Below are 13,487 nucleotides of genomic sequence, written 5' to 3'. Positions count from 1 at the left end.
GGCTCGAGGCGTACGAAGAGAAGAGTCGCAGCCGGCAGTTGCGAGCCTTGGAGCGCAAGGCACACAAGCTGGGATGGCGACTGGAAAAAGTTGGGTAGTTTTTTTGAATAAAAACAATGGGTTATTTTATGTTTGATAAGAGCGAGCTTGCCTCGCGATCTTTTAAAAGATCAAAAGATCGCGAGGCAAGCTCGCTCCTACAGGGGGGGCGGGGTTATCCGCGGCGATCTGCGACTACGCCGATCAACACCAGTACTACCAACAACACCGGCGCAAGGCTGTAGTTGTTGAATTGGCTCAGGCCGCGCTCAACCCATGGGGTGGCGTAGATCAGGGCGGCGCCGCTGCCGATCAGGCACAGCAGGGCCATCAAGGGAACGCGCAAGGCACCGGCGATGCTGCCCAGACGCTGTTCGACCCACCCTTTAAAGTCCGCACCAAACAGCACCAGCAGGCAGCCAATCAGGGCCAGGGATATCTCGGAGAGATGGCTGCGGCTCCAGCGTGACACGGTGGCAAGCAGGTCAAGTACCAAGTCCATTCGCGTTCCTTAGATCAGAAAGTGCTGTAACAAGTCGTTGAGAAACAACTGCCCTCGGGCGGTCGCCGCCAAGCGTGTCGGTTCGACCTGCAATAAGCCGCTTTGTTCTGCCGCCTGCCGTCCCTCATTCAAACTCTGAAGGGGCAAACCGGTGCGCTGCGGGTAGAGCGATGAGTCGACGCCGTCGGTAAGACGCAAGGCGTTCATTAGAAACTCAAAAGGTAGCTCTTCCGCTGTCAGGGTTTTCTCACCGGCTTGAAAGTTTTTGGCTGGATTGAGGTAGTCCTTTGGAAGACGGGTCTTCCAGGTGCGGACGATTCGGCCATCAGGATGGCTCAATTTCCCATGAGCGCCAGCGCCAATACCGATAAAGTCACCAAAGCTCCAGTAGTTCAGGTTGTGCCGCGCCGGGCGACCCGGCTGGGCGTAGGCCGACACTTCGTATTGGGCGTAGCCGTGTTCGGCGAGCAACGCCTGGCCCGCTTCCTGGATGTCCCACAAGGTGTCGTCTTCGGGCAAATCAGGCGGCTTGTTCCAGAACACCGTGTTGGGTTCCAGCGTCAGTTGATACCACGACAGATGTGTCGGTTTGAGGGCAATGGCCTGGCGCAGGTCGCTCAGGGCGTCTTCCAGGCTCTGATCGGGCAAACCGTGCATCAAGTCGAGGTTGAAGTTATCAAAGCCCGCCTGACGCGCCATCCCGGCGGCGCGCACGGCTTCGTCACCGTTGTGGATACGGCCCAGTGCCTGGAGTTTTTCTTGCTGAAAACTCTGGATGCCAATCGACAGGCGATTGATCCCCAGTTGGCGGTAGGCCACAAACTTTTCTTGCTCAAATGTGCCGGGGTTGGCTTCGAGGGTGATTTCGATGTCGCTGGCAAACGGGATGCGCGCTTCGACCCCCTTGAGCAAGCGGCCCAGCGCCTGGGCGCTGAACAGGCTCGGCGTGCCGCCGCCAAAAAAGATCGAGCTCAGCTCGCGGCCATAGACCGCGTGCAGGTCTTGATCGAGGTCGGCCAGCAGCGCGTCGACGTATTCTTCTTCGGGCAACACCGGGCTTGCAGTGTGCGAGTTGAAGTCGCAGTACGGGCATTTGCGCACGCACCACGGAATATGGATGTAGAGCGACAGGGGTGGCAGTTGCGTCAGCGGCGCGCGCGGCGCCTGCTGAGTAAAGCCAGCCGCACCCAGATAGAGCGGCTGTGAAGGGGTGTCATGGGTCATTTCAGGCCCAAACGCTGACGCAGCAAGTCCATGGCGCGGGCGCGGTGGCTCAACTGGTTTTTCTCGGCCGGGCTGAGTTCAGCGCTGGAGCAGTTGCGCTCCGGCACCCAAAACAGCGGGTCGTAACCAAAACCGTGCTCGCCGCTGGCCGCGTGCAGGATGCGGCCGTGCCACAAGCCTTCGCAGATAATTGGCAGCGGGTCGTCAGCGTGGCGTACCAGCGCCAGCACGCACACAAATTGCGCGCCGCGCTCGGCTTCTGGCACGTCTTTCAAGGCGTCGAGCAGCTTGGCGTTGTTCGCCGCATCGCCTTTGCCGTCGGCATAACGGGCCGAGTAAATGCCCGGTGCGCCCCCGAGAAAGTCCACCGCCAGCCCCGAGTCGTCTGCCAGTGCCGGCAAGCCCGAGATACGTGCCGCGTTGCGCGCTTTAAGAATCGCGTTTTCAACGAACGACAAGCCGGTTTCATCCGGCTCGACGCTGCTGAATTCTCCAATCGAGCGCAACTGCACCGACTCGCCGAGCATGGCCTGAAGTTCTTTGAGTTTGCCGGCGTTGTGGCTAGCCAAAACCAGTTGCGTAAGGTTAATCATTGGAGCGGAGCGACCTCTTGGGAAAATTCGATGTCTTTGGTTTCGCCGTTGACCTTAAGCTCAATGGCGAACACATAGACTTTAGCGGGCTGGACCGGGAACTGGGCGAAGTAATCAATCGCCCCCTGGTCATTGATCACCTGTTTGAAGGTGAGCGGTTTAGCTTTTTTATCACCGGTTTCGCGGTAAGTGCCCTTGATCGTGCTGGCTATTTTTTGATCATCTTTGGACAGGTTGAAGTTCAGCGCACCCAGTTGGTCACTGCGTTGCAGGCCATACCTGGCGGTGATCTCAGGGCTCAGGAAGTTGGTCATGAAGGCGTTGTAGTTGACCACGGTGCCGCCCACCTGGGTGGCCCCCGCAGCCATCGCCTGAGCGGCGAAGCACATCGACAGCAGCAGTAATCCAATCCGTCCCATAGCCTTTCTCCTTGTGAACCCTGATTTAAACCGCGATTTGATGATCCTGCAGGCCAGGACTGCTGACACGGTAAATGCCAATCTCACCCAACAGGTTAGGCCATAACTTACTCGCCCATCCGTGCCGGTGTTGTTGATCTACAGCAAGGCGGTTGATCACGCGGGCTTCGCGCTCACGGCACAGCTCTTCAAAGTCTTCGAAGGTGCAGAAGTGAATGTTCGGCGTGTTGTACCAGGTGTACGGCAGAAACTCGGACACGGGCATGCGGCCTTTGCTGGCCAGATACCAGCGGCAACGCCAGTGACCGAAGTTCGGGAAGGTGATGATGCACTGGCGGCCGACGCGCAGCATCTCGTCGAGGATCCGGTCAGGGTAGTGCACCGCTTGCAGCGCCTGGGTCATGACCACGATGTCGAAGCTGTTGCTGGCAAAGTTGCCCAGCCCTTTGTCCAGGTCTTGCTCGATCACGTTGATGCCTTTGGCCACGCACTCGGCAATGTTGTCCGGGTCGTTTTCCAGGCCGTAGCCGGTGACTTGCTTGTTGTCGCGCAGCCAGCTCAGCAGTTCGCCATCACCACAACCGAGGTCGAGTACGCGGCTGCCAGCGGGGATCCAGTCTTGGATGATTTCCAGGTCGGCTCTCATGGCGTTCTCACAGGTCTATTCGGTTCATGTAATTGCTGAAGGCTTGCAGGTAGCGCGGGATCGGAATCAGGAAGGCGTCATGGCCCTGCGGTGCATCGATCTCGAGGTAGCAAACGTCTTTTTTCGCCGCCATCAGCGCATCCACCAGTTCACGCGAGCGCGCCGGCGAGAAGCGCCAGTCGGTGGTGAATGACATAACGCAAAAGCGTGCCTTGGCCCCGGCAAAGGTTTTGGCCAGGTCGTCGTTGTAGTTGGCGGCCGGGTCGAAGTAGTCCAGCGCTTTGGTCATCAACAGGTAGGTATTGGCGTCGAAACGCCCGGAAAACTCCTCGCCCTGATAGCGCAGGTAGCTTTCTACCTGGAACTCGACGCTGTGAAAGTCGTAGTTGAGGTTTTCGTTTTTCAGGCCACGGCCGAATTTTTCGCCCATGGAGTCATCGGACAGGTAAGTGATGTGCCCGACCATGCGCGCCAGCATCAGGCCACGCTTGGGGATCACGCCTTGTTCCTGGAACGAGCCGCCGTGGAACTCAGGGTCGGTGAGGATGGCCTGACGCGCCACTTCGTTGAACGCGATGTTCTGCGCGGACAATTTGGGCGCCGAGGCAATGGCCAGGCAATGGCGCAGGCGATCCGGGTAGCTGATGCTCCACTGCAACGCCTGCATGCCACCCAGGCTGCCGCCGATTACGGCGGCCCACTGGTTAATGCCCAAACGGTCGGCCAGACGGGCCTGGCTGTGCACCCAGTCTTCAACAGTCAGCACTGGGAAATCAGCGCCAAACGGGCGGCCGGTTTCGGGGTTGAGGCTGCTCGGGCCGGTAGAGCCATTGCAGCCGCCAAGATTGTTGAGGCTGACCACGAAGAACTTGTTGGTGTCGATCGGCTTGCCGGGGCCGATGCAGCTGTCCCACCAGCCGGGCTTGCGCTCGTCGGCACTGTGGTAACCGGCCGCATGGTGATGCCCGGAAAGCGCGTGGCAGATCAGCACGGCATTGCTGGCCGTGGCATTGAGCTGGCCATAGGTTTCGTAAATCAGATCATAGGCAGGCAGTGAACGGCCACAGGCTAACGCCAGCGGTTCGCTAAAGTGCGCGATTTGCGGCACGACCAGACCAACGGAATCGGGGGGAAAGGCAGCTGGCATTGACCCTGCTCTCATTCAAATGAGGCGTAAGTCTAATGAGCGGGGGGCAGAGCGGCAAGCAATGCTCAAACCTCTGTAGGAGCGAGCTTGTCTCGCGATCTTTTGATGTTTTAAAAGATCGCGAGACAAGCTCGCTCCTACAGGTTTTTTTCGTTAGATCAGGCCGAACAGCACGACCGGCATGCCGACGTACATTGCCAAAGGCGGGATGACGTAGCTTTGCAGCAACTGGATGACCATGAACGCCAGAATCGGCGAGATATCCAGGCCGCCCATGCTCGGCAGCATACGGCGGAACGGTGCCAGGGCGGGCTCGGTGATCTGGTTGACCAGCTCAGCGGCCGGGCTGGCGCCGCCCGGTGCAACCCACGAAAGGATCACGCTGATGATGATGGCGAAGAAGAACACCTTCAAAAACAGCGTAAACACGCCAATCAGCGCCCAGGCCAGCAGCCCGAGGATGTTGAAGGACATGTAGCTCAGCGTCAGGACCACGGCGAAAATCACCATCTGCACCAGAATGGCCAGCACCAGCGAAGACATGTCCAGCCCGAACAGGCTCGGGATCACCCGGCGCATCGGCTTGAGCAGCGGTTGCGTGGCGCGCACGGTGAACTGGCACAGCGGGTTGTAGAAGTTGGCGCGGACCAGTTGCAGGATAAAACGCAGCAGCACGATCAGCAGGTAGAGGCTACCCAGGGTTTGAATCACAAAAATGGCAGCGCCATTAAGTCCAGACATCATGTGCTCCTTTATTGACCCAATTGTTCGGCCATTTCGGCCGAGCGGTGCGCGGCGGCACTCAATGCTTTTTCGACGATGGCTTCAAAGCCGTCTGCCTGGAACGACTTGATCGCCGCTTCGGTGGTGCCCGCGGGCGAAGTCACCCGGCGGCGCAGCTCGGCCGCGTCGATGCCGCTGGACACCGCCATGTGGGCAGCTCCCAGCGAGGTGTGTTGCGCCAGTTGTTCGGCCACTTCACGGGGCAGGCCGAGCTTGACGCCAGCGGCGGTCATGGCTTCGATCAGCAGGAAGAAATACGCCGGGCCGCTGCCCGACACGGCGGTCACGGCGTCAATCTGCGCCTCAGTGTCGACCCATACCACGATGCCCACAGCAGACAGCAGCTCGTCGGCTTGCTGACGCTGTTCGGCGGTCACCGACTCAGTGGCGAACAGGCCGCTCACGCCCTTGCCCAGCAAGGCCGGGGTGTTCGGCATGCAGCGAACCAGCGGCTGTGCACCGACCCAGTTCAGCAGGCTGGCGCTGGTGATGCCGGCGGCTACCGACACCAACAATTGATGCGGTTTGAGGTGCGGGCGCAGGTCCAGGCACACGGCCTTCATGGCTTGCGGTTTAACCGCAATCACAATCACGTCAGCGTCTTGCACGGCCTGCGCGTTGTCGGCGAATACCTCAATGCCATGCTCGGCCGCGACCTTGGCCCGGGTCTCGGCGCCGGGATCGCAGGCGCGGATCTGTGCAGCATCCAGACCTTTGGCCCGCAGGCCGCCGATCAGGCTGGAAGCCATGTTGCCGGCCCCGATAAAGGCAATACGCGTTTTGCTCATAACCGATCCTTATAAAAGTTGGGCGAGTGTCTCAAGCCTGGCCGTAATCGCGGGCGCCAAACAACGCGGTGCCGATACGCACCCACGTCGCGCCTTGGGCAATGGCCGACTCCAGGTCGTGGCTCATGCCCATGGAGAGTGTATCGAGCCCCATGTTCAGGCTTTGTTGCAATGATCGTACCTTGGCAAACGCGGCGTTTTGCTCGGCGCGCACCTCGGTGGGTTCCGGAATCGCCATCAAACCGCGCAACGTCAAACGTGGCAACGCCTGGATTGCCGCCGCCAGAGCTGGCAAGTCCTCGGGCGTGCAGCCTGACTTGCTGGCCTCACCGCTGACATTGATCTGAATGCAGATATTGAGCGGCGGCAAGTCGGCCGGGCGTTGTTCCGAAAGGCGCTGGGCAATCTTCAAGCGGTCTACGGAATGCACCCACGCAAAATGCTCGGCGATCTCACGCGTCTTGTTCGATTGAATGGGGCCGATGAAGTGCCAACTCAAGGGCAGGTCGGTTAATTCGACCTGTTTGGCACGGGCTTCTTGCAGATAATTCTCGCCAAAATCGCGAATGCCGGCGGCGTACGCCTCGCGCAAGGCGGCTGCGGGTTTGGTCTTGCTGACCGCGAGTAAGTGAATGCTCGTTACATCACGTTGCACAGCCTCTGCCGCTGCACGGATACGCGCCTCAACCTGAGCAATGTTGCCTGCTATCGTGGACATTCAATTAAGCCCGCCGTTGTAAAAGTCTGCGGCATTCTACTGGAATTGGGAGGGGGTATGGATATCGCCGACCTGTTGGCGTTCAGCGTCAAACACGGGGCATCAGACCTGCACTTGTCAGCGGGCGTGGCGCCCATGCTGCGGGTGGACGGTGACATACAGCGTAGCGACCTGCCGGTGCTGGCCCCGGCCGCGGCGCGTGAACTTATCCACAGCGTGATGAATAGCGCACAGCGTTCAGCCTTTGAATCCGCCCACGAAGCTGATTTTTCGTACGCAGTGCCCGGACTGGGACGCTTTCGGGTCAATGCCTTTGAGCAGCAGCGCGGAGCCGGGGCGGTGTTTCGCAGCATTACGTCGCAAGTCCCCAGCCTGGAAGGGTTGGGGCTGGGTGAGGTGTTTAAAAGGCTCTGTGGCCTGTCACAGGGGCTGGTACTGGTTACCGGCGCGACGGGCTCGGGCAAGAGCACCACCCTGGCCGCAATGATTGATCACATCAACGCAACCCGCCAACAGCACATCCTTACCATCGAAGACCCGATTGAGTACCTGCACGCGCCCCGCCAGTGCCTGATCAACCAGCGCGAAGTGCACCGCGACACCCACAGCGTGGCGGCGGCGCTACGGTCGGCGCTGCGTGAAGACCCGGACGTGATCATGCTCGGAGAACTGCGCGACCTGGAGACCATCCGCCTGGCGCTGACGGCGGCAGAAACCGGGCACCTGGTGCTGGCGACGTTGCACACCGCATCAGCGGCCAAAGCCGTCGACCGCATCATTGACGTGTTCGCCGCCGATGAGAAGGCCATGGTGCGCACGATGTTGTCTGAGTCACTGCAAGGGGTGATTGCGCAAACATTGGTCAAACGGGTGGGGGGAGGCCGTGTCGCGGCGCACGAAATCATGCTGGCTACGCCTGCGATTCGTAACCTGATCCGGGAAAACAAAGTGGCGCAGATGGTCTCGGCGATCCAGACCGGCGCGGCGGCAGGGATGCAGACACTGGAGATGAGCCTGAAGCGGCTGAAAGAAAACGGCTTGATAGATTAGCGCCAACCCTTGTGGGAGCGGGCTTGCTCGCGATTGGATCAATGCGGTTAACAGATAAACCGCGTTGTCCGCATCGCGAGCAAGCCCGCTCCCACAGGGTTTAGCGCTGAGCGACCCGCAGGGTCTCTTTAGGCAACACGCGCTTGGCAACCACGTAGTGGCTCTGCCAGTAAGGCTTTTTCAGGGTGTCGATGGTCACCGACTTGCCGCGGCGCGGCGCGTGGATGAACCGGTCGTTGCCCAGATAAATGGCGACGTGGTTGACCGTGCGGCTCTTGATGTTGAAAAACAGCAAGTCGCCGGGCTTCAAATCCTTGCGATCAACTTTTTGCCCATGGCCGCTGGCCATTTCGCTGGAGCTGCGCGGCAAATTAACGGCTTTAACGTCGTTAAACGCATATTTCACCAAACCGCTGCAATCAAACCCTTTACTTGGGCTGCTACCGCCCCAACGATAAGGAGTACCCAACACGTTCACGGCGCGGCTCAGTACGGCACTGCTTTGCTTGTTGGCGGCTGCCAAAGAAGCAGTGGCAATTTTGCCGGGGGCCTTGCGGTGGGCTTTACTCGCTGTTGGGCGTGATACAGCCTTGGTTTTGCTGTTAGTGGCAACATAAGGCGCACTCGCAGATGACTTTGCGGTGTAGCCAGTGAAGCCGGACGGAAGATGTTGCTCACGGTTGGTGGCGTGGGCGGCCAGTGGCATTAAAAGGCAAATGGTTAGCCATGTCTTGAATAAAGGACGCATTCAGCAGGGCTCAATGGTTATTAGCGCGAAACTTTATAACAGCTTTTTTGTCCTTTCTCAGGCCGTTTGTCGACTCGACTTGAGGGTCAAAAGGGCGTAGGACGGTGACAAATTGTCACAGGAAAACGGTACAGGTCAGGTAGTACAAGGCTTTGAGCCATTTTTTGTAAGACACTTTTACCTGTTACGAGACAGTAAAAAAGTCACAAAAAAAATCAGAAATTTTTTCTATCACTGGCAATGAGGGCATTTATGAGCGGCTATCGAGACGCAACACAGCACGATACCCACAGCAAGGTGCTGGGTTATTTGCTCTGGATTTTTGGTTTTCTGGGGGCGCACCGCTTCTATTACGGCAAGCCGGTGACCGGGACGATCTGGTTTTTCACGTTTGGTTTGTTGGGGATCGGCTGGCTGATCGACTTGTTCCTGATCCCGAGCATGGACCGTGAAGCCGACCTGCGCTTTACCGCGGGGAGCACGGACTACAACGTGGCGTGGATCCTGCTGACGTTCCTGGGTGTGTTTGGCGTGCACCGCATGTACATGGGCAAGTGGATCACCGGGATCCTCTACCTGCTGACGGGCGGTTTTTTCCTGATTGGCGTGCTGTATGACTTCTGGACCTTGAACGACCAGATCTCGATTGAGAACGCTGATCGTCGCTAAGCCAACGTCAAAACCTGTAGGAGCGAGCTTGCCTCGCGATCTTTTAAACAATCAAAAGATCGCGAGACGAGCTCGCTCCTACAAAGGTCAGATGGGGCCTTAGCCCTCGTAACTGATCCGCCCATCCACCAGCGTGTAACGCACGGCGCCCGGCAGGCAGTGGCCGAGGAACGCGCAGTTGTCGCCCTTGGAATACCACTTCTCACCGGCCACGGTCGACGCTGTAGGGTCGAACAGTACGAGGTCAGCCGGTGCACCCACCGTCAAGCTGCCAGCGGGCAGGCGCAAAGCCTGTGCCGGGCCCGCGCTGAGGCGTGCGAGCAAGGTCGGTAAGTCCAGCAAACCGTCTTCTACCAACGTCATTGCCAATGGCAGCAGCAGTTCAACGCTGCTCATGCCCGGTTCAGTCGCGCCAAACGGTGCCAGTTTGGCGTCACGCTCGTGTGGCTGGTGATGGCTGGAAATCGCCTGCACCACGCCCGACTTTACCGCAGCACGCAAACCATCGCGGTCTGCGCGGGTGCGCAGCGGCGGTTGCACGTGGTACACGCTGGAGAAATCCACCAGCGCCTCATCCGTCAAAATCAGCTGATACAGCGCCACATCGGCGGTCACTTTCAAGCCGCGTGCCTGCGCCTGAGCAATCAGCGCCACACCGCGTGCGCTGGTCAGCTGGCTGAAGTGCGCACGTACGCCGCTTTGCTCAACCAGCAACAGGTCGCGGGCCAGGGCCACGGTCTCGGCGGTTTCCGGGATGCCCGGCAAACCACGGAAAGCCGCCATCGGGCCGTCATGGGCGATGCCGCCTTCTGCCAGGTCACGGTCTTGGGAATGGAAGATCACCGTCAGGTCGAACGTCGCCGCGTATTCCAGAGCCCGGCACAGGGTGCGGGTATTGGCGAAGCTGTTGAGGCCGTTGCCGAAGGCTACGCAACCGGCGTCACGCAGGGCAATCAGCTCGGCCAGTTGTTCGCCGTCGAGGCCTTTGCTCAGGGCGCCAATCGGGAACACTTTGCAGTTGCCGGCCTCACGGGCGCGGTCGAGGATCAGTTCAGCCACAGCCGAGGTGTCGAGCACCGGCTTGGTCTGTGGCGGGCAGCACAGGCTGGTCACGCCACCGGCCGCAGCGGCACGGGTTTCGCTGGCGATGGTGCCTTTGCGGCTGTAACCCGGCTCGCGCAGGGCGACGTTCAGGTCAACCAGCCCCGGTGCGGCTACCAGGCCTTTGGCGGCGAGGGTCTGGCTTGGGGTGAAGCCGGCAGGTGCGGCGCCAATGGCGACGATTTTGCCTGCTTCCAGGTGCAGGTCGGTGATTTGATCCAGCTGGCTGGCAGGATCGATGACGCGGGCGCCGAGAATGCTGAGTTTCACTGGGCCTTCTCCTGTTCGATTTGGCGCTGGGCGGTTTGCCCGCTCATGGTCATGGACAACACCGCCATGCGCACCGCGATGCCGTAAGTCACCTGGTTGAGGATCACCGAGTGCGGGCCGTCGGCCACCGCCGACTCAATCTCCACGCCACGGTTGATCGGGCCAGGGTGCATGACGATGGCGTCTGGCTTGGCGCCCGCCAGACGTGCCGTGGTCAGGCCGAACAGGCGGTAGAACTCGCCCTCGCTCGGCAGCAGGCCACCTGACATGCGCTCGCGCTGCAGGCGCAACATGATCACCACGTCGACGTCTTTCAGGCCTTCGTTCATGTCGGTGTACACCTTCACGCCGTATTGCTTGATTCCGATCGGCAACAGGGTTTTCGGCGCGATCACGCGGATGTCCTTACAGCCCAGGGTTTTCAGGGCGATCATGTTCGAACGCGCCACCCGTGAGTGCAGAATGTCGCCAACAATGGCCACCGAGAGGTTTTCAAAGCTGCCTTTGTGTCGACGAATGGTGAGCATGTCGAGCATGCCTTGGGTCGGGTGCGCGTGGCGGCCGTCACCGCCGTTGATGATCGCGACCTGCGGGCACACGTGCTCGGCAATAAAGTGCGCTGCGCCGGAGTCACCGTGGCGCACCACGAACATGTCGGCGGCCATGGCTTCCAGGTTGCGCAAGGTGTCGAGCAGGGTTTCGCCCTTGCTCGCCGACGAGGTCGACACGTTCAGCGTGATCACGTCAGCCGAGAGGCGCTGGGCGGCCATTTCGAACGTGGTACGGGTGCGGGTCGAGTTTTCAAAGAACACGTTGCACACGGTCTTGCCGCGCAGCAGCGGGACTTTTTTAACCGCTCGGGCGCCGACTTCAAGGAACGAGTCTGCGGTGTCGAGGATTTCAGTCAGCAACTCGCGGCTTAACCCGTCGAGCGACAGGAAGTGGCGCAGCTGGCCCTGATCATTGAGCTGTAGCGGGCGCTTGGCGTCTGGAGGCGTCATCGCATTGGTCTCTTAAAGGGCGGGTTCTAGAGATGAATCTTGAAGTTCGAGGGTCAGCGGCGCCGGGCCGGACAATTTCACCCGCTCGGTGGGCTTGAGTGACAAGGTCGCGCCGACCACGTTCGGGCGGATCGGCAGCTCGGCGGCGTTCAGGTCCAGCAGGCTGACCAGGGTCACGCTGGCCGGGCGGCCATAGTCGAACAGCTCGTTCAGCGCGGCGCGGATGGTGCGGCCACTCATCAGCACGTCATCGATCAGCACCAGGTGCTGGCCTTCGATTTCGAAGGGCAGGTCCGAGGGGCGCACTTGCGGGTGCAGGCCGTTCTGGCTGAAGTCGTCGCGGTAGAACGACACGTCCAGCGTGCCCAGCGGCGAGTCGCTGCCCAGCGCGCGCAGCAGCGCCTGAGCAACCCAGATACCGCCCGTGCGAATGCCGATAAAACGCGGCTCGGTGATGCCGCGACGTTCCAGATGTGTCTTGAGGTCAACGGCCATCTGGGAGATCAGTTCAGCGGGGACAGGCAATATCATGGTGGCTCCTTAACAGGCCCGCGTGGCAAAGCGTGCGGCGGCGGGCGCAAACAATGGGGCGCGTCAGTGAGGCAAACGCAGCGTCAGGCTTGAGGTGGTGCCGGGTGTTCGTCGAGCCAGCCTTGCAGCACCAGTTTGGCGGCGATGGCATCGACGGGGTTGTCGCGGTAACTGCCACGCTGGCCGCCCTGAGACCGGCGTTCGCTCTTGGCTTCGAAGGTCGTCAGGCGTTCATCGTGGGTAAACACGGGCAGATTGAAGCGGCCATTGAGGCGATTGGCAAATTTTTGCGCGCGGGCGCAGAACTCGCTCGGGGTGCCGTCCATGTTCAGCGGCATGCCGACCACCATGGCGTCGGGCTGCCACTCTTTGATCAGCTTTTCGATTTCTTCCCACTTGGGAATGCCGTTTTCGGCTTTCAGGTTGCACAACTCGCGGGCCTGGCCGGTGACCATCTGGCCCACGGCGACACCGATGGAGCGGGTGCCGTAGTCGAAACCCAGCAATAAACGAAGGCTGGCCATCAGGAATGGCCTGCTTGACTGGTTAACAAATTGAGGTTCACTCCCAGGTGTTTGGCGGCCGCGTCTAGGCGCAGTTCGCTGGAGGTTGCAAACAGAATGTCGCTTGAATACGGGCAGGTCAGCCAGGCGTTGTCGGCCAGTTCGGCCTCCAGTTGGCCGGCGTCCCACCCGGCGTAGCCCAGGCAGATCAGGCTGCGCTGCGGGCCGCGACCGTCAGCAATGCTGAACAGGATGTCGACCGAAGTGGTCAGGGCCAGCCCGTCCTGCAGCTCGACCGTGGCGTCAAAGTTCATCGTGGCGGGGTGCAAGACAAAACCGCGATCAACCATCACCGGGCCGCCACCGTAGACCGGAATGTGCTGACACAAAGGCGACGAAAGCACGTCGGGGCGCAACTGCTCAAGAATGTCCGCCAGATTCAGATCCATCGGGCGGTTGATCACCAGCCCCATGGCCCCATTGGCCGTGTGTTCGACGATATACGTCAACGTGTGGGCAAAGTTAGGGTCGGCCATATGCGGCATGGCCATCAGCAATTGGTGCTTGAGGTACGTTGGCGTGTGCTTTTTCATGGGCGTAAGTGTGGCGCTGACAAGGTGAACTGACAAGTTGGCGGATGATAAAAGCCTTTGTAGTCGCTGCCGAAGGCTGCGATGGGGCGCGCAGCGGCCCTCTGCTTTTGAATCAACAACGAAGCTCCTGCGGACCTTATCGCAGCCTGCGTCAGCGACTAC

General features: G+C 60.0%; 17 protein-coding genes. 2 read left to right on the top strand and 15 right to left on the bottom strand.

Annotation, left to right across the window (positions count from 1 at the left end; translation table 11 throughout):
- Positions 1-214: 214 nt before the first annotated feature.
- From GHO41_RS18350 to GHO41_RS18310, 9 genes are all read right to left on the bottom strand, one after another.
- Positions 215-541: a DUF3392 domain-containing protein gene (locus tag GHO41_RS18350; RefSeq protein WP_019409176.1), complete on the bottom strand. Its 327-nt coding sequence runs from the start codon at positions 539-541 to the stop codon at positions 215-217.
- 9 nt (positions 542-550) lie between these two features.
- Positions 551-1,765, bottom strand: a complete 1,215-nt coding sequence (gene hemW, locus GHO41_RS18345) for a radical SAM family heme chaperone HemW (RefSeq protein WP_153327157.1) — start codon at positions 1,763-1,765, stop codon at positions 551-553.
- Positions 1,762-2,358 (bottom strand): RdgB/HAM1 family non-canonical purine NTP pyrophosphatase, encoded by a 597-nt coding sequence (gene rdgB, locus GHO41_RS18340; protein WP_048370975.1) that lies wholly within the window; start codon positions 2,356-2,358, stop codon positions 1,762-1,764. Before rdgB ends, hemW begins: the two co-directional genes overlap by 4 nt.
- Positions 2,355-2,777 carry a DUF4426 domain-containing protein gene (locus GHO41_RS18335; RefSeq protein WP_153434294.1) on the bottom strand — a complete coding sequence of 141 codons (423 nt, stop codon included), beginning with the start codon at positions 2,775-2,777 and terminating at the stop codon, positions 2,355-2,357. Before GHO41_RS18335 ends, rdgB begins: the two co-directional genes overlap by 4 nt.
- Positions 2,778-2,802: 25 nt before the next feature.
- Positions 2,803-3,423 carry a methionine biosynthesis protein MetW gene (gene metW / locus GHO41_RS18330; RefSeq protein ID WP_048370967.1) on the bottom strand — a complete coding sequence of 207 codons (621 nt, stop codon included), beginning with the start codon at positions 3,421-3,423 and terminating at the stop codon, positions 2,803-2,805.
- A gap of 7 nt (positions 3,424-3,430) precedes the next feature.
- Complete coding sequence (locus GHO41_RS18325; RefSeq protein ID WP_048385090.1) at positions 3,431-4,570, bottom strand: homoserine O-acetyltransferase; 1,140 nt, start codon at positions 4,568-4,570, stop codon at positions 3,431-3,433.
- A gap of 153 nt (positions 4,571-4,723) precedes the next feature.
- Positions 4,724-5,311 (bottom strand): YggT family protein, encoded by a 588-nt coding sequence (locus tag GHO41_RS18320; protein ID WP_048370963.1) that lies wholly within the window; start codon positions 5,309-5,311, stop codon positions 4,724-4,726.
- A gap of 11 nt (positions 5,312-5,322) precedes the next feature.
- Positions 5,323-6,141, bottom strand: coding sequence for a pyrroline-5-carboxylate reductase (proC, locus tag GHO41_RS18315; RefSeq protein WP_048385087.1), 819 nt, complete (start codon positions 6,139-6,141; stop codon positions 5,323-5,325).
- Positions 6,142-6,172: 31 nt separating this feature from the next.
- Complete coding sequence (locus GHO41_RS18310) at positions 6,173-6,859, bottom strand: YggS family pyridoxal phosphate-dependent enzyme (protein WP_153434293.1); 687 nt, start codon at positions 6,857-6,859, stop codon at positions 6,173-6,175.
- A gap of 57 nt (positions 6,860-6,916) precedes the next feature.
- Between GHO41_RS18310 and GHO41_RS18305 the strand changes: the two genes are divergently transcribed.
- The gene (locus tag GHO41_RS18305) at positions 6,917-7,909 is read left to right on the top strand and encodes a type IV pilus twitching motility protein PilT (RefSeq protein WP_153434292.1); all 993 of its coding nucleotides are present in this window, start codon (positions 6,917-6,919) and stop codon (positions 7,907-7,909) included.
- 100 nt (positions 7,910-8,009) lie between these two features.
- Here the strand turns inward: GHO41_RS18305 and GHO41_RS18300 are convergent, their stop codons facing one another.
- Positions 8,010-8,657, bottom strand: a complete 648-nt coding sequence (locus GHO41_RS18300; RefSeq protein ID WP_153327162.1) for a C40 family peptidase — start codon at positions 8,655-8,657, stop codon at positions 8,010-8,012.
- A gap of 252 nt (positions 8,658-8,909) precedes the next feature.
- Between GHO41_RS18300 and GHO41_RS18295 the strand changes: the two genes are divergently transcribed.
- The gene (locus tag GHO41_RS18295; protein WP_048370954.1) at positions 8,910-9,326 is read left to right on the top strand and encodes an NINE protein; all 417 of its coding nucleotides are present in this window, start codon (positions 8,910-8,912) and stop codon (positions 9,324-9,326) included.
- A 99-nt stretch (positions 9,327-9,425) separates the two neighbouring features.
- Here GHO41_RS18295 and GHO41_RS18290 read toward each other — a convergent pair whose 3' ends face one another.
- The 5 genes from GHO41_RS18290 to GHO41_RS18270 all read right to left on the bottom strand — a co-directional run bounded on the left by GHO41_RS18290 (position 9,426) and on the right by GHO41_RS18270 (position 13,325).
- Positions 9,426-10,697, bottom strand: coding sequence for a dihydroorotase (locus GHO41_RS18290; RefSeq protein WP_371928973.1), 1,272 nt, complete (start codon positions 10,695-10,697; stop codon positions 9,426-9,428).
- Entirely contained in the window at positions 10,694-11,698 is a 1,005-nt protein-coding gene (locus GHO41_RS18285) for an aspartate carbamoyltransferase catalytic subunit (protein WP_153434291.1), read from the bottom strand. The genes GHO41_RS18290 and GHO41_RS18285 overlap by 4 nt, the downstream gene beginning before the upstream one ends.
- A gap of 12 nt (positions 11,699-11,710) precedes the next feature.
- Positions 11,711-12,229 (bottom strand): bifunctional pyr operon transcriptional regulator/uracil phosphoribosyltransferase PyrR, encoded by a 519-nt coding sequence (gene pyrR / locus GHO41_RS18280; RefSeq protein ID WP_123750809.1) that lies wholly within the window; start codon positions 12,227-12,229, stop codon positions 11,711-11,713.
- 83 nt (positions 12,230-12,312) lie between these two features.
- Complete coding sequence (gene ruvX, locus GHO41_RS18275; RefSeq protein ID WP_153434290.1) at positions 12,313-12,753, bottom strand: Holliday junction resolvase RuvX; 441 nt, start codon at positions 12,751-12,753, stop codon at positions 12,313-12,315.
- The gene (locus GHO41_RS18270) at positions 12,753-13,325 is read right to left on the bottom strand and encodes a YqgE/AlgH family protein (protein WP_048385075.1); all 573 of its coding nucleotides are present in this window, start codon (positions 13,323-13,325) and stop codon (positions 12,753-12,755) included. The genes ruvX and GHO41_RS18270 overlap by 1 nt, the downstream gene beginning before the upstream one ends.
- Positions 13,326-13,487 lie beyond the last annotated feature (162 nt).

The sequence above is a fragment of the Pseudomonas sp. FSL R10-0399 genome, assembly GCF_009600165.1.
In the GTDB taxonomy this organism is placed as follows: Bacteria; Pseudomonadota; Gammaproteobacteria; order Pseudomonadales; family Pseudomonadaceae; genus Aquipseudomonas; species Aquipseudomonas helleri.
Note: the sequence above shows the minus strand (reverse complement) of the source record. Positions and strands in the feature narration are given on the sequence as shown.

Bases quoted from the DNA above. Each gene is read 5' to 3' on its own strand.
- GHO41_RS18295 (WP_048370954.1), top strand. From the start codon at position 8,910: ATGAGCGGCTATCGAGACGCAACACAGCACGATACCCACAGCAAGGTG.
- GHO41_RS18335 (WP_153434294.1), bottom strand. From the start codon at position 2,777: ATGGGACGGATTGGATTACTGCTGCTGTCGATGTGCTTCGCCGCTCAG.
- GHO41_RS18270 (WP_048385075.1), bottom strand. From the start codon at position 13,325: ATGAAAAAGCACACGCCAACGTACCTCAAGCACCAATTGCTGATGGCC.
- proC (WP_048385087.1), bottom strand. From the start codon at position 6,141: ATGAGCAAAACGCGTATTGCCTTTATCGGGGCCGGCAACATGGCTTCC.
- GHO41_RS18350 (WP_019409176.1), bottom strand. From the start codon at position 541: ATGGACTTGGTACTTGACCTGCTTGCCACCGTGTCACGCTGGAGCCGC.
- GHO41_RS18300 (WP_153327162.1), bottom strand. From the start codon at position 8,657: ATGCGTCCTTTATTCAAGACATGGCTAACCATTTGCCTTTTAATGCCA.
- GHO41_RS18310 (WP_153434293.1), bottom strand. From the start codon at position 6,859: ATGTCCACGATAGCAGGCAACATTGCTCAGGTTGAGGCGCGTATCCGT.
- GHO41_RS18305 (WP_153434292.1), top strand. From the start codon at position 6,917: ATGGATATCGCCGACCTGTTGGCGTTCAGCGTCAAACACGGGGCATCA.
- metW (WP_048370967.1), bottom strand. From the start codon at position 3,423: ATGAGAGCCGACCTGGAAATCATCCAAGACTGGATCCCCGCTGGCAGC.
- GHO41_RS18325 (WP_048385090.1), bottom strand. From the start codon at position 4,570: ATGCCAGCTGCCTTTCCCCCCGATTCCGTTGGTCTGGTCGTGCCGCAA.
- GHO41_RS18320 (WP_048370963.1), bottom strand. From the start codon at position 5,311: ATGTCTGGACTTAATGGCGCTGCCATTTTTGTGATTCAAACCCTGGGT.
- rdgB (WP_048370975.1), bottom strand. From the start codon at position 2,358: ATGATTAACCTTACGCAACTGGTTTTGGCTAGCCACAACGCCGGCAAA.
- pyrR (WP_123750809.1), bottom strand. From the start codon at position 12,229: ATGATATTGCCTGTCCCCGCTGAACTGATCTCCCAGATGGCCGTTGAC.
- ruvX (WP_153434290.1), bottom strand. From the start codon at position 12,753: ATGGCCAGCCTTCGTTTATTGCTGGGTTTCGACTACGGCACCCGCTCC.
- hemW (WP_153327157.1), bottom strand. From the start codon at position 1,765: ATGACCCATGACACCCCTTCACAGCCGCTCTATCTGGGTGCGGCTGGC.
- GHO41_RS18285 (WP_153434291.1), bottom strand. From the start codon at position 11,698: ATGACGCCTCCAGACGCCAAGCGCCCGCTACAGCTCAATGATCAGGGC.